Consider the following 14648-nt stretch of genomic DNA (forward strand, 5'->3'; position numbering starts at 1 on the left):
GCGCAATCCTCAAGGCGGGAATGGTGTAATTAGATGTCACGGCAGGCATTGGCTGCCTGCCGTGAGAGAAATCAATTTTTCTCAGGCGGGAAAACGAGGTTCAGAACGATAGCGGTGATACCGCCCGCGGCAATCCCGGAAGAGAGCAGGTTTTTCACCCAGTCAGGCGCAAACTGCAGGATCAGCGGCTGCTGGGAAACACCCAGACCGACGGCCAGCGACAGGGCGATAATCATGATCGCGCGGCGGTTCAGCGGCTCGCGGGAGACGATACGCACGCCGGAGGCCGCGATGGTCCCGAACATCACCAGCGTTGCGCCGCCCAGCACCGGCTCAGGAATGTGCTGCACAAAGCCGCTTACCGCCGGGAACAGGCCGAGGACGATCAGCATCAGCGCCACCACAAAACCGACGTAGCGGCTGGCAACGCCGGTCAGCTGGATCACGCCGTTGTTCTGGCCGAAGCAGGAGTTCGGGAAGGTGTTGAATACCGCAGAGACAAACGAGTTCAGGCCGTTCGCCAGCACGCCGCCTTTCAGGCGCTTCATGTACAGCGGGCCGGACACCGGCTGCTCGGAGACGTCGGAGGTGGCGGTGATATCGCCGATGGTCTCAAGAGAGGTGATCATAAAGACCAGCATCAGCGGCAGGAGCAGGCCCCAGTCAATGCCCAGTCCGTAGTACAGCGGCGTGGGAACGACGATCAGCGCGCTGTTGGTCGGCGCGGTGTTCTCCGTCAGCATGCCCAGCGCCCATGCCAGCAGGTAGCCCGCCGCCATGGCGATCACCAGCGAGGCGACGCGCAGGTAAGGATTACGCTGACGGTTAAGCAGAATAATGATTGCCAGCACGACACCCGCCAGCAGCAGGTTTTTCGGCGCGCCGAAGGTGTGGTCGCTCATTGCGGCATAGCCGCCGCCGATGGAGGTGAGGCCCACCTGAATCAGCGACAGGCCGATAATCATTACGACGACGCCAGAAACCAGCGGGGTGATGACGCGGCGAGCCAGATGCAGAACGCGGGAGATGACCATCTCCGTACAGCTGGCCAGCATCAGGGTGCCGAACAGCGCCGCCATCATGGTTGGGACATCCGCACCGCCGGTTTTCAGCGCCGTACCGCCCATGATCAGCGGTGCCACGAAGTTAAAGCTGGTGCCCTGAATCGATAATAATCCCGACCCCACCGGACCCCACGCTTTAATTTGAATAATCGAGGCCACGCCGGAGGCGAAGAGAGACATGCTGATAATGTGCTGCGTGTCCTGCGCCGGTAAACCGAGCGCCTGGCAAATCAGCAGCGCCGGGGTGATCACCGCAACAAACATCGCCAGAAGATGCTGGCAGGCGGCGAAAAGCGTTTGCGGCAGCGGCGGACGGTCTTCAAGGCGGTAAATCAGTTCGCTATTTTGCTTCTGCGCAATCGGTTGCGCATCAGGCGACTCTATGGTGTTAACGGACATCGGCGGCAATCCCACGGTGGAAAAGCGGGCATTTTATCTGACCACCTGGTAAAAGCAAACGATTGCCAGCAAAAAAAGGGAAGAAAATCTGCTGCTGTGAGCAGGTTTTCTACAACGCGTCGGGAAAAAAAATTACACTTTTTGCGCCGGGTGCTCATGAAGAGCGCAACCCGGCCCAGGATAACGCCGCGTGTGTATGGAACACGCGCATAACAGGAGCCTTTTATGATTCATCTCGATACGTTGTCGACCCTTGTTGCCGCAACGCTGGTTCTTCTGCTTGGTCGCAAGCTGGTACATAGCGTTTCCCTTCTGAAGAAATACACCATTCCTGAACCCGTCGCCGGTGGCCTGCTGGTGGCGCTGGCCCTGCTGATACTGAAAAAAAGCATGGGCTGGGAAATCGATTTTGATATGTCCCTGAAAGACCCGCTGATGCTGGCCTTCTTTGCCACTATCGGCCTGAACGCAAACCTGGCGAGCCTGCGCTCGGGCGGTAAGGTGCTCGGCGTATTCCTGATTGTGGTGGTGGGGCTGCTGCTGATGCAAAACGCCATTGGCATCGGCATGGCAACGCTGCTGGGGCTGGATCCGCTGATGGGTCTGCTGGCGGGGTCGATTACCCTTTCGGGCGGTCACGGAACCGGGGCCGCGTGGAGCAAGCTGTTCATCGAGCGCTATGGGTTTGAAAACGCGACGGAAGTGGCGATGGCCTGTGCGACCTTTGGCCTGGTGCTGGGTGGCCTGATTGGCGGTCCGGTGGCGCGGTATCTGGTTAAGCACTCCACCACGCCGAACGGCAGGCCGGACGATGAGCTGGTGCCGACCGCCTTCGAAAAGCCGGACGTTGGCCGCAGCATCACCTCCCTGGTGCTGATTGAAACTATCGCGACGATCGCCATCTGCCTGACCGTGGGCAAAGTGGTTGCGCAATGGCTGGCGGGTTCCGCGTTTGAACTGCCGACGTTTGTCTGCGTGCTGTTTATCGGGGTGATCCTGAGCAACGGTCTGGCGCTGATGGGCTTCTACCGCGTGTTTGAACGGGCGGTATCGGTGCTCGGCAACGTCTGCCTGTCGCTGTTCCTGGCGATGGCGCTGATGAGCCTCAAGCTGTGGGAGCTGGCCTCGCTGGCGCTGCCGATGGTGGCGATTCTGGCGGTACAGGCGCTGTTTATGGCGCTGTACGCCATGTTCGTGACCTGGCGCATGATGGGAAAAAACTACGATGCGGCGGTGCTGGCAGCGGGTCACTGCGGGTTTGGTCTGGGGGCTACCCCAACGGCTATAGCCAACATGCAGGCGATCACCGAACGGTTCGGACCATCGCACATGGCGTTTCTGGTGGTCCCGATGGTTGGGGCGTTCTTTATTGATATCGTCAACGCGCTGGTGATCAAGCTGTACCTGATGCTGCCGATGTTTGCCTGAGATCAGGCGTTGGAATACCGCTCGGTTTCCGGCATCCAGCGCTCAATTAACGCTGCCGCCTGTTCGGGGTAGCGTTCATGAATATGGCGGGCGAGGCGCTGAACCTCGGGGATCATGGCCTGATCGCGCAGCAAATCGGCTACTTTGAATTCCGCGTTACCCGTCTGACGCGTGCCCAGCAGTTCGCCCGGGCCGCGGATCTCCAGGTCTTTTTGCGCAATCACAAAACCGTCGTTGCTGTCGCGCAGCACCTGCAGACGCATCTGGGCGGTTTTGGAAAGCGGGGCTTTGTAGAGCAGTACGCAGTGGGACGCCACCGCGCCACGACCGACGCGCCCGCGCAGCTGGTGGAGCTGGGCAAGGCCGAGACGCTCCGGGTTTTCGATGATCATCAGGCTGGAATTGGGGACGTCCACGCCGACTTCGATCACCGTGGTGGCAATCAGCAGATGCAAATCACCCTGTTTGAACGACTGCATCACCGCCTGTTTTTCGGCGGGCTTCATGCGTCCGTGAACCAGACCCACGTTCAGCTCGGGCAGCGCCAGCTTAAGCTCTTCCCACGTTGCTTCGGCAGCCTGCGCTTCCAGCAGTTCAGACTCTTCAATCAGCGTACAGACCCAGTAGGCCTGACGCCCTTCCTGGGTGCAGGCGTTGCGCACGCGGTCGATGATATCGCTGCGGCGCGTGTCGGGAATGGCGACCGTTGTGACCGGCGTACGGCCCGGCGGCAGTTCGTCGATGGTGGAGGTATCCAGATCGGCGTAGGCGGTCATCGCCAGGGTGCGTGGGATCGGCGTAGCGGTCATGATCAGCTGATGCGGGTGGAAGCCCTGCTGCAGGCCTTTCTCCCATAATGCCAGACGCTGATGCACGCCGAAGCGGTGCTGCTCGTCGATAATCACCAGCGCAAGACCGTTAAACTGCACCTGCTCCTGGAAGATGGCGTGCGTGCCGACAATCATCTGCACCTGCCCGCTGGCAATAGCCTCCTGTTGCGCAAGGCGCGCTTTGCCTTTTTGCTTCCCGGCAAGCCAGCCCACTTCAATTCCGAGTGGCGCAAACCAGGCGCGGAAATTGTTGGCGTGCTGTTCAGCCAGCAGCTCGGTCGGCGCCATTAGCGCCACCTGTTTACCGTTAGCAATCGCGCGCAGGGCCGCCAGGGCGGCAACCAGCGTTTTACCGGAGCCCACGTCGCCCTGCACCAGACGCATCATCGGCACGTCGAGCGCCATATCGCGTTCAATCTCGGCGGTGACGCGCGCCTGCGCGCCGGTGGGTTTAAACGGCAGCGAGGCCAGCAGCTTATCTTTGAGCGCATCATTCTGGCTTAACGGCTGAGCGTGGAAACGCTGCGCGCCCGCGCGAAGCGCCAGCATGCTCAGGTTATGGGCCAGTAATTCCTCAAGGATAAGACGCCGTTGTGCGGGGTGTTGGCCGCTTTCTAAATCGCTGAGCTGCAGCGTTGGCGGCGGGCGGTGCAGGGTGCGCAGCGCCTCGGGCAGACTCATCATGCCCTGCGCCAGCTCGGGCGGCAGCAGCTCGGTAATGGCGCAGGTATCCAGCAGCTCCAGCGCCTGATCGGTGAGCTTGCGCAGCGTCGCCTGCTTGATGCCTTCGGTCGTTGGGTAAACCGGGGTAAGCGTCTCCTGCATTTCCGGCGTGCTGAGATCGCCCTGCACGCGGTACTCCGGGTGGATCATCTCTGCGCCGTATTTCCCGCGTTTGGCTTCGCCATAGGCAAGCACCCTGCGGCCCGTCGCCAGGCTGTTTTTCATCGCCGCGCTGAAGTTGAAAAAACGCATGGTGAGAATGCCGGTGCCGTCGCTGATCTGGCAGGTCATCATTCGGCGTCCGCCGAAGGTGATGTTGCAGTTCAGGACTTCGCCTTCAACGGTGGCGTAAATGGCGGGAAGAAGATCGCCAATCTTGTAGAGCTGGGTGCGGTCTTCGTAACGCAGGGGGAGATGAAGCAGGAGATCCTGCACGGTGTGCAGGCCAATTTTTGCCAGCTTATTGCTTTGCGCCGCGCCCACGCCCGTCAGGCTGTTAAGCGGGATGGCATCCAGCAGGCGGCCTTTCATCGCTTACCCGGCGTACTGCATGGTGGCCCACCACTCGGCATCGGCTTCTATTTCGCCCTGCGCGTTGACGTGGGGGTAAGGCAATTTTTTCTGCTTCGCAACGCGAGCCAGCACCGGATAACCACCCTCAAACAGCAGGCGCTGCTGTTCCTCTTCCGGCAGCATGCTGTTGCTGCGCTCGTACATCCCGGCGTTCTGACGCTGGCGCTGCGCTTCATACAGAATGAGCGCGGACGCCACGGAGACGTTGAGAGACTGGACCATGCCGATCATCGGAATGATGATGTCACGATCCGCCAGATCCAGCGCTTCCTGGGTGATCCCGGTTTTCTCCTGACCCATCAAAATGCAGGTCGGGCGGGTGTAGTCGATCTCGCGGAAATCTACGGCTTTAGCGGACAGGTTAGTGGCGAGGATCTGCATCCCGCGCCCTTTCAGGTGCGATACGGCTTCGCCAATGGTGTGATGATTTTTGACAGACACCCAGCTGTTGCTGCCTGCCGCCGCCGAGACCGTATTGCGCATACCGCCGTCCGGCCAGACGGCGTGCACTTCATGCACACCGACGGCATCTGCGGTACGGACGATAGCAGAGACGTTATGAGGTTTATGCACCTGCTCCATGCAGACCGTCAGGTCAGGCTGACGCCTGGCGAGCATTTCGCAGATACGTGCATAACGTTGTGAATTCATAAACCTAGTTTCGGTTTCGGGTGACTTTAATCACGTCCGGCATGACGCGGATCTTGCGCATAATATTCGCCAGATGCACGCGGTCGCGGGCGGTCAGACGAATAAAGGCGCTGTACACGCGGCCATCTTTTTCTTCCGTATTCAGGCTCTGAATGTTGGAAGAAGCCGTGTTGATCGCTGCCGTCAGGTTCGCCAGGGCACCCTGATGGTTGAACATATCCACCTTAATTTCGGTGATAAATTCCTGCGCGGTCTCTTTATCCCACTCGACCGCCATAAACTTCTCGGCTTCTTTCTGGTAGCCGCGAATGTTACGACAGGACTCGTGGTGGATAACCAGCCCTTTACCCGGGCTGACATGCGCAATAATCGGGTCGCCAGGAATTGGACGACAGCATTTTGCGAAGGTGATCAGCACCCCGTCTGCGCCTTTAATCGGCAGGTGTCCGTGGCTTTGCGTGGTTGCAGGCACCGCTGTCGTGTCGCCTTGCTGCAGATTCTTCGCCACCACCACGCTCATGGCGTTGCCGAGGCCAATCTCTGCCAGCAGGTCGTCAAGCGACGCAAGCTTCATGCGCTCCAGCTCACGCTGGACGTTCTCCTGCGGAATTTCAGCCAGCTTACGGCTACCGCCCAACGCGTGGTTGAGCAGACGACGCCCCAGGCTGACGGAATCATCGCGCTTGAGGTTTTTCAGCAGCTGGCGAATTTTGGCGCGTGCTTTGGAGCTCACGACAAAGTTCAGCCAGGCCGCGTTCGGACGTGCGCCCGGTGCGGTAATAATTTCTACCGTCTGGCCGCTGGAGAGCGGTTGAGACAGCGGATAAGGCTGTCTGTCGACGCGCGCGCCGACGCAGGCATGCCCGATATCGGTGTGCACGGCGTATGCGAAGTCGACAGGCGTTGCGCCCGCAGGCAGTTCGACAATGCGACCTTCTGGGGTGAAAACGTAAATCTCATCCGGGAAGAGATCGGATTTAACGCTCTCGATAAATTCAAACGAGCTACCCGCACTCTGCTGAAGCTCCAGCAGGCTCTGCATCCAGCGCTGGGCGCGGATTTGTGCGGTCGTGCTGCTTTCGCCACCGTGCTCTTTATACGCCCAGTGTGCGGCAACACCCATCTCTGCCATCTGGTCCATGTCTTCGGTGCGAATTTGCACCTCAACAGGTACGCCATGTGGCCCGATCATCGAGGTGTGCAAAGATTGATAGCCGTTCGCTTTTGGAATGGCGATGTAATCTTTCATGCGGCCCGGACGCGGTTTGTAGAGGCTGTGCATCTGCCCCAGCACGCGATAGCAGGTGTCCGAGTCGTGGACAATTACGCGGAAGGCGTAGATATCCATGATCGAGTGAAAACGCTGCTCTTTGAGCACCATTTTGCAGTAGATGGAGTACAAATGTTTTTCGCGACCGCTGACGCGGCACGGAATTCCCGCTTCCTGTAAGCGCCCTTCAATTTCCGAGAGGATTTTTTGAATCATCTCTTTGCGGTTACCGCGTGCGGCTTTCACCACCTCTTTAATCACGCGATAGCGGTTCGGGTACAACGCTTCAAAACCCAACTCTTCCAGCTCGGTTTTAATGTGGTGAATACCTAAACGGTGCGCCAGCGGACTGTAGATTTCGAGGGTTTCACGGGCAATGCGGCGACGTTTATCCGGGCGAAGTGAGCCCAGCGTGCGCATGTTGTGGGTACGGTCAGCGAGTTTGATGAGAATGACGCGGATATCCTGCACCATCGCCATAATCATCTTGCGGAAGTTTTCGGCTTGCGCCTCTTTCTTGTCGCGGAAATTCAGCTTATCAAGCTTAGAGACCCCTTCCACCAGTTCGGCAACGCTTTTGCCAAACAGCTGTTCCATGTCCTGATAAGTGGCAGGGGTATCTTCGATCACGTCATGCAGCAGAGCGGCCATCAGCGTTTCGTAGTCGAGTTTCATCTCGGCCAGAATACAGGCCACCGCTACCGGGTGCGTGATATAGGGTTCACCGCTTGAACGTGTCTGGCCCTCGTGAGCGTCACGTGCAACGAGATACGCCTGCTGAAGACGCTTAATCTGGTCTTCAGGCAGGTAGGTTTGAATCAGTTGATTCAGGCTTTCAAACAGATACAAGGGCGACCCGCAGGTTTAATTAACGACGACCTTCAGCAATAGCGGTTACGGCCTGCAGTTCTGCGGCTTCCTGCTCTTGCTGCTCCTGGCGCTCACGCACGTCGAGGATCTGGTTGTTGATCAGACCTTCTTCGATTTCGCGAAGTGCAATAACGGTGGTTTTATCGTTTTCTTCCGGTACCAGCGGATCTTTACCGCCTACCTGCATCTGACGAGCGCGACGCGCGGCGACCAGCACCAGGTCAAAACGGTTACCAATTTTCTCTACAGCGTCCTGAACAGTTACGCGTGCCATACTTAAAATGCTCCACAGGTGAAGAAATGACTGGGCATGATACTGAAAGTGGGTTCAGTCTGCCAACAGTTTGGTGATTAATGCGTCATGTCGCTGCTTCTGGCGGCTCATACGCAGACGTTCTGCACGAAGAATGGTTTTGAGATCGCTCAGTGCGGCATCAAAATCATCATTCACAATAAGGTAATCATATTCCGCGTAATGGCTCATTTCTGCAACAGCCTGTTCCATACGCTTTGCGATCACTTCTTCGCTGTCCTGACCGCGGCCACGCAGGCGGCGATCCAGCTCATCTTTCGATGGCGGTAAAATAAAGATACTGCGCGAATCAGGCATTTTCTTACGAATTTGCTGTGCGCCCTGCCAGTCGATATCCAGGAACACATTCACGCCCGTGGCCAGAACCTGCTCAATGGTTTCACGCGAGGTACCGTAGTAATTACCAAATACTTCAGCGTGTTCAAGAAACGCGTCTCTGCCGATCATCGCTCTGAATTCGTCGTGATCCACAAAGAAATAGTGTTCACCGTGCACTTCACCCGGACGCGGCGCTCGCGTGGTGTGAGAAACAGAAACCTGTGTGTCGTACAACGGTTGGGTTTTTAACAGTGCCTGAATAAGGCTGGATTTACCCGCGCCACTAGGGGCAGAAACAATATAAAGCGTGCCTTGAGCCATGAGAGTCTTTTGTATGTGTTAACGAAGAAGTCCTACATACGGGCTTATTATACACGTCGGCGCACCGTGACGTAGCCTTTGTCACACTTTTTCCCCTGGATTATTGAATTTTGCGTGCCGTTTTCAGGTTTTATCTGTGGTTTTCAGCAACCAAAAGAAACACCGGATAGCGTCTCGCATTGTGAAACGTTGTCGTTAGCGTTGTTTCAGGCATCCGGGTATACCTCCTGCAATGCAAAGGAGGGGTAGCGATGTGGCGATGGATAAGCGGGTTAATGCTGTTGTGGTGTGGCTCTGGCGCGGCGGTGTGTCCGGTGTGGTCGCAGGCAAAAGCAGAAAAAGAGATGGCGTCGTTAAGCGCCCAAATCAAAGGCTGGGATGAGGCTTACTGGAAGCAGGGCGTGAGCGAGATCAGCGACGAGGCTTACGACCAGCTTCACGGGCGGTTAACGCAGTGGCAGCGCTGTTTTGGCAGTGAGCCTTCAGAAGAGAAACTCCCGGCGCTGACGGGAAGCGTAAAACATCCCGTTGCCCACACGGGTGTGCATAAGGTGACCAGCAAAGAGGAGTTGAGACAGTGGATGCGTACCCGACAACATCTGTGGCTGCAACCCAAAGTTGACGGTGTGGCGGTAACGCTGGTCTATCGCAACGGAAAGTTAACCCAGGCTATCAGTCGCGGTGATGGCCTGAAAGGGGAAGACTGGACCGATAAGGTGCGTTTAATCCCGTCGGTTCCGCAAAAGCTCACCGGCGCGCTGGCGAATAGCGTCTTGCAGGGCGAGCTTTACTGGTTACGCGACAACCACATTCAGAACCAGATGGGCGGAATGAACGCTCGCGCCAAGGTGGCGGGGGCGATGATGCGGCAAAAGGATAACGCGCTATTAAGCAAGATCGGCGTATTCATCTGGGCCTGGCCGGACGGACCGAAAGATATGCGTACCTCTTTAGCTGAACTGTCTCAGGCCGGTTTTACGCTGTCGGCACGGTACACGCTACCCGCCGAATCTGTCGATGCCGTCGAGAAGCAGCGCGCGGCCTGGCACGTGACCGCATTACCCTTTGCCACGGATGGCATTGTGGTGCGTTCGGAGGATGAACCTGCGGGCGAAGAGTGGTTACCGGGAGAAGGCATCTGGGTTGTCGCGTGGAAATATCCTCCCGCAGCCCAGGTCGCTGAGGTGAGTGATATTCATTTTTCCGTGGGGCGCACGGGCAAAATTTCCGTTGTAGCAGCGCTGGAACCCGTGCAACTGGATGATAAACAGGTGCAGCGGGTGAGTCTGGGCTCGGTTGGGCGCTGGCAGAGTCTGGATATTGCTCCAGGGGATCAGATACAGATCAGCCTGGCCGGGCAGGGTATCCCCCGGTTTGATAAGGTGCTCTGGCGCGGGACTGACAGACATAAACCAGAGCCACCGGCCTCACGCTATCATGCTCTTAGCTGTTTCTATGCTTCGCCGGAGTGTATGGAGCAGTTCTTTGCCCGGCTGACCTGGCTCAGTTCAAAGCAGGTATTCGATATTGAAGGATTAGGCGAATCAGGCTGGCGGACCCTCTGGCAGGCACATCGTTTTGAACATCTCTTTTCATGGCTGTTATTAACGCAGGCGCAGCTGCAGGCTACACCGGGGTTTTCCTCAGCACGCGGGCTGGCGCTCTGGCACCGATTTAATCTGGTGCGCGAGAAGCCGTTTATCCGCTGGCTCATGGCAATGGGTGTGCCATTGACCCAGGCTTCGCTGAAGGCGATGGGAGACATATCGTGGCAGAAGATGAGCGGGCGCAACGCAAAGGACTGGCAGACCCTGCCGGGAACGGGAGAGGAGAAAGCGCGACAAATCGTAAACTGGATTCACGCGCCTCAGATTGATGTGCTGGCGAAATGGCTCGCTGAACAGCACATCAACGGGTTCTGAAGCTAGTGGGTGCTGTGTTTGTAATGAAAAACGGGCAGTCCGAGCTTCAGACGCAGCGCCAGCATGCGGGCCGTAAAGCCAAACAGCAGCGTCGAGATGACCACCACATCATGGTTTGAAACGTAATGCTGCAGGGCGATATAGAGCACCGCTGCCGCAAAGGAGATGCCGGCATACAGCTCTTTTTGAAAGACCAGGGGGATGCGTTTGCAGAACATATCGCGCAGCACGCCGCCGAATACGCCCGTGACCACGGCGGCGATGGTGGCGATAACCGGTCCTTCCCCCATATCGAGCGCGATTTGCGCGCCGATGATTGAAAAGACAATCAGCCCCAGCGCATCAAGCACAAGGAACAGGCGGCGAAGATGGGGCATAACGGGCGCCACGATGGTGGTTAACACGGCGGCCGTTGCCACGATAATCACATATTCAGGGTGTTTAACCCAGCCGAGCGGGTAATGGCCAAGCAGAATATCGCGCACGGAACCGCCGCCCAGCGCGGTAGCCGTAGCAATAATGATCACGCCGAAGGTATCCATACGGCGACGTCCAGCGGCAAGCGCGCCGGTCATGGCTTCTGCGGTGATGCCAATGAGATAAAGGATGTGAAGCAGCATATACCCTCCGGTGTGAACGCGGGGGAGGTTAGCGATTTGTGCGCGAGATCACGATTGAGATTTTCTAAGGCGAGTCAGTTTGCCCTATAAATTTTTATCAAGTTCTATAGAGAAAGCTTGATGAAAGGCGGTAAAGCGACAAAATTGGCGTTAAGATGGATTAGAAATAGTAATGGGTGGTGCATTCGACACCACCCGAAAGGCATTACTCGATGTTCTGGATCTGCTCGCGCATCTGTTCAATCAGCACTTTGAGCTCAATCGCTGAATTCGTCACTTCTGCATTGATCGACTTAGACGCCAGGGTGTTCGACTCGCGGTTGAACTCCTGCATCATAAAGTCCAGACGGCGGCCCACAGCTTCTTTCTTCTTCAGAATGTTGTAGGTTTCTTTAACATGCGCTTCCAGACGGTCCAGCTCTTCAGCGACATCGATACGCTGCGCCATCAGCACCAGCTCTTGTTCCAGGCGGGTGTTTTCCAGCTGAACTTCCGCTTCTTCCAGTTTGGCGACAAGGCGCTCGCGCTGCCATTGCAGCACTTCTGGCATATGGGTGCGGACTTTGGCAACTTCAGTGCTCACGCCTTCAAGACGCTGCTCAATCATCGCTTTCAGCGCCTGGCCTTCGGTTTCGCGGGCAACGATAAAGTCGTCCAGCGTGCCGTCGAGAGCTGCCAGGATTTCAGCGGCAATGGCGTCCAGATCCTGCTCACCGGCGGCCATGACGCCAGGCCAGCGCAGAATATCAACCGGGTTGATTTCGCCTTCATCGCTCTGCATTTTGACCCAGTTCGCCGCATTCACGAGCTGTTTTGCCAGTTTTTCGTTGAGGATGAGCTCGCCCTGTGCGCTCGCATCAGGCTCAAAGCGCAGGTTACATTCAACTTTTCCGCGCGTCAGACGCGTACGGATACGTTCACGCACGACAGGCTCAAGGCTGCGGAACTGCTCCGGCATACGGAAATACGTTTCCAGGTAACGCTGGTTTACCGAGCGCATTTCCCATGTGGCGCTACCCCAGCTACCCTTGATTTCACGCCGGGCGTAGGCGGTCATACTGCGGATCATAGACATTCCCGTTTTTAAAGGAGAGATGGGGGGATTATAGCTTTCGGGGGCTTCTCAGGATAGGAATAAGCGTCCTTTATCCGTATAATGCGCAGCCACATTCGTTTCAAGCCGGAGAATCCATCATGCGTCCATCAGGTCGTAGCGCCAACCAGGTGCGTCCCGTCACCCTGACCCGTAACTATACAAAACACGCTGAAGGCTCCGTGCTGGTTGAGTTTGGTGACACTAAAGTGCTGTGCACCGCCTCCATCGAAGAAGGCGTTCCGCGCTTCCTGAAAGGTCAGGGCCAGGGGTGGATCACCGCAGAATACGGCATGCTGCCGCGTGCGACCCATACCCGTAATGCCCGTGAAGCGGCAAAGGGTAAGCAGGGCGGTCGTACCATGGAGATTCAGCGTCTGATCGCGCGTGCGCTGCGCGCCGCCGTTGACCTGAAAATCCTCGGCGAATTCACCATCACGCTGGACTGCGACGTGATTCAGGCTGACGGTGGCACGCGTACGGCGTCGATTACCGGTGCCTGCGTGGCGCTGGCGGATGCCCTGAACAAGCTGGTTGCGGCCGGTAAGCTGAAAACTAACCCAATGAAAGGCATGGTTGCGGCGGTGTCCGTGGGTATCGTTAACGGCGAAGCGCTTTGCGATCTGGAATACGTTGAAGATTCCGCAGCCGAAACCGACATGAACGTGGTGATGACCGAAGACGGTCGCATCATTGAGGTGCAGGGCACGGCGGAAGGCGAGCCGTTCACCCACGAAGAGCTTCTCTCCCTGCTGGCGTTGGCCCGAGGGGGAATCGAATCCATTGTAACGACGCAGAAAGCGGCGTTAGAAAATTGATTTTAAAGGCGACCAATGAGTCGCCTTTTTTTTGCCTGTAAGACAGAAAAACCAAAGGAGCAAATCCATGAAATCGTATCAGCGCCAGTTTATTGAGTTTGCGCTTAACAAGCAGGTACTTAAGTTTGGCGAATTTACGCTGAAATCCGGGCGTAAAAGTCCCTATTTCTTCAACGCCGGGCTGTTTAATACCGGGCGCGATCTGGCACTGTTAGGCCGTTTCTATGCCGAAGCGCTGGTGGATTCCGGGATTGATTTTGACCTGCTGTTTGGCCCGGCCTATAAAGGCATTCCGATTGCGACCACTACCGCGGTGGCGCTGGCGGAACACCATGACCGCGACGTGCCGTACTGCTTTAACCGCAAAGAAGCTAAAACCCATGGTGAAGGCGGGAATCTGGTCGGCAGCGCGCTGCAGGGCCGCGTCATGCTGGTCGATGACGTGATTACCGCGGGTACGGCGATCCGCGAATCAATGGAGATTATCCAGGCCAACGGTGCGACGCTTGCTGGCGTGCTGATTTCTCTGGATCGTCAGGAGCGTGGTCGCGGTGAAATTTCCGCTATTCAGGAAGTCGAACGTGATTACAGCTGCAAAGTGACGTCGATTATCACCCTGAAAGACCTGATTGCGTATCTGGAAGAGAAGCCTGAGATGGCGGACCATCTGGCGGCGGTACGTGCGTACCGGGAAGAGTTCGGGGTGTAATTAAATTGCCCGGTGGCGCTACGCTTACCGGGCTTACGGATTACTGCAACTGAGCAGCCACTAAGGGCCAGCGGGCGTCAAAATCGTCCGTTGGACGGTATTTGAATTCGCTACGCACAAAGCGGGAGAGCATCCCTTCACAAAACGCCAGAATCTGGCTCGCCAGCAGCGTTTCATCAATGGTGTAACCTTCGCCTTCACGCATTTTCTTTTCGCGTAGTACCTGGCGCAGCTGCGCTTCAATACGCTCGAAAAGCTGGTTAATGCGGCCCTGCAGTCTGTCCTGTTCAAACATCAGCGCGTGGCCGGTGAGGATACGGGTTAAGCCCGGATTGCGTTCACCGAAGCCCAGGATTAGCAGCACAATCAGACGCAGACGCGCGGTGGTGTCTTTTTCGTCTTTCAGAATCAGGTTGATGCGCGTGATCAGGCTGTCTTCAATAAACTCGATCAGGCTGTCGAACATTCGGGTCTTGCTCGGGAAATGACGGTACAGCGCCGCCTCAGACACGCCTACAGAGGCGGCCAGTTTAGCGGTGGTGATGCGTTGACTGCCATCGCTGGATTCAAGCATCAGAGCCAGAGATTGAAGTATTTCTTCGCGACGATTCCTTTTCGCGGTTTGTTTTTCTGCCATGTTACAAAATACCCCTGAAAATAAGCACTTGCCAGGCTGGCATCCACACAGCGACCGCAAACGGGCGTTTGCGGTTTGTTATTGCATTA

13 protein-coding genes are annotated in these 14648 nt (G+C 56.9%); 4 read left to right on the forward strand and 9 right to left on the reverse strand.

Annotated features, from left to right (window positions below):
* Positions 1 to 71: 71 nt before the first annotated feature.
* Positions 72 to 1463 carry a xanthine/proton symporter XanP gene (gene xanP, locus NWV12_RS00405; protein WP_048980244.1) on the reverse strand — a complete coding sequence of 464 codons (1392 nt, stop codon included), beginning with the start codon at positions 1461 to 1463 and terminating at the stop codon, positions 72 to 74.
* A 225-nt stretch (positions 1464 to 1688) separates the two neighbouring features.
* Between xanP and gltS the strand changes: the two genes are divergently transcribed.
* Positions 1689 to 2891, forward strand: coding sequence for a sodium/glutamate symporter (gene gltS / locus NWV12_RS00410; protein WP_023309880.1), 1203 nt, complete (start codon positions 1689 to 1691; stop codon positions 2889 to 2891).
* Positions 2892 to 2893: 2 nt separating this feature from the next.
* Here the strand turns inward: gltS and recG are convergent, their stop codons facing one another.
* The 5 genes from recG to gmk are packed head-to-tail and all read right to left on the reverse strand — an operon-like array spanning position 2894 to position 8760.
* Positions 2894 to 4975 carry an ATP-dependent DNA helicase RecG gene (gene recG / locus NWV12_RS00415; protein WP_048980247.1) on the reverse strand — a complete coding sequence of 694 codons (2082 nt, stop codon included), beginning with the start codon at positions 4973 to 4975 and terminating at the stop codon, positions 2894 to 2896.
* Positions 4976 to 4978: 3 nt separating this feature from the next.
* Positions 4979 to 5668, reverse strand: a complete 690-nt coding sequence (gene trmH, locus NWV12_RS00420; RefSeq protein ID WP_048980248.1) for a tRNA (guanosine(18)-2'-O)-methyltransferase TrmH — start codon at positions 5666 to 5668, stop codon at positions 4979 to 4981.
* Positions 5669 to 5672: 4 nt separating this feature from the next.
* Positions 5673 to 7787: a bifunctional GTP diphosphokinase/guanosine-3',5'-bis pyrophosphate 3'-pyrophosphohydrolase gene (gene spoT / locus NWV12_RS00425; RefSeq protein ID WP_023309883.1), complete on the reverse strand. Its 2115-nt coding sequence runs from the start codon at positions 7785 to 7787 to the stop codon at positions 5673 to 5675.
* 19 nt (positions 7788 to 7806) lie between these two features.
* A complete protein-coding gene (gene rpoZ, locus NWV12_RS00430) occupies positions 7807 to 8082 on the reverse strand; it encodes a DNA-directed RNA polymerase subunit omega (RefSeq protein ID WP_000135058.1) in 276 nt (91 codons plus the stop codon).
* A 54-nt stretch (positions 8083 to 8136) separates the two neighbouring features.
* On the reverse strand, positions 8137 to 8760 hold the full coding sequence (gene gmk / locus NWV12_RS00435; protein WP_010426438.1) for a guanylate kinase: 624 nt from the start codon (positions 8758 to 8760) through the stop codon (positions 8137 to 8139).
* A 251-nt stretch (positions 8761 to 9011) separates the two neighbouring features.
* On the opposite strand from gmk, the gene ligB reads away from it, so the two are divergent.
* The gene (gene ligB / locus NWV12_RS00440; protein WP_048980249.1) at positions 9012 to 10682 is read left to right on the forward strand and encodes an NAD-dependent DNA ligase LigB; all 1671 of its coding nucleotides are present in this window, start codon (positions 9012 to 9014) and stop codon (positions 10680 to 10682) included.
* A 2-nt stretch (positions 10683 to 10684) separates the two neighbouring features.
* Here ligB and NWV12_RS00445 read toward each other — a convergent pair whose 3' ends face one another.
* Both NWV12_RS00445 and NWV12_RS00450 read right to left on the reverse strand, forming a co-directional pair.
* Complete coding sequence (locus NWV12_RS00445; RefSeq protein ID WP_048980250.1) at positions 10685 to 11302, reverse strand: trimeric intracellular cation channel family protein; 618 nt, start codon at positions 11300 to 11302, stop codon at positions 10685 to 10687.
* A 205-nt stretch (positions 11303 to 11507) separates the two neighbouring features.
* Positions 11508 to 12371, reverse strand: coding sequence for a YicC/YloC family endoribonuclease (locus NWV12_RS00450; protein ID WP_023309886.1), 864 nt, complete (start codon positions 12369 to 12371; stop codon positions 11508 to 11510).
* Positions 12372 to 12496: 125 nt separating this feature from the next.
* Between NWV12_RS00450 and rph the strand changes: the two genes are divergently transcribed.
* On the forward strand, positions 12497 to 13213 hold the full coding sequence (gene rph / locus NWV12_RS00455; RefSeq protein ID WP_010426431.1) for a ribonuclease PH: 717 nt from the start codon (positions 12497 to 12499) through the stop codon (positions 13211 to 13213).
* Between the two features lie 67 nt (positions 13214 to 13280).
* Entirely contained in the window at positions 13281 to 13922 is a 642-nt protein-coding gene (gene pyrE / locus NWV12_RS00460; protein ID WP_010426430.1) for an orotate phosphoribosyltransferase, read from the forward strand.
* A 40-nt stretch (positions 13923 to 13962) separates the two neighbouring features.
* Here the strand turns inward: pyrE and slmA are convergent, their stop codons facing one another.
* Positions 13963 to 14559, reverse strand: coding sequence for a nucleoid occlusion factor SlmA (gene slmA / locus NWV12_RS00465; protein WP_010426428.1), 597 nt, complete (start codon positions 14557 to 14559; stop codon positions 13963 to 13965).
* Positions 14560 to 14648: the final 89 nt, after the last annotated feature.

The sequence above is a fragment of the Enterobacter sp. Crenshaw genome, from assembly GCF_024734705.1.
In the GTDB taxonomy this organism is placed as follows: Bacteria; Pseudomonadota; Gammaproteobacteria; order Enterobacterales; family Enterobacteriaceae; genus Enterobacter; species Enterobacter asburiae_B.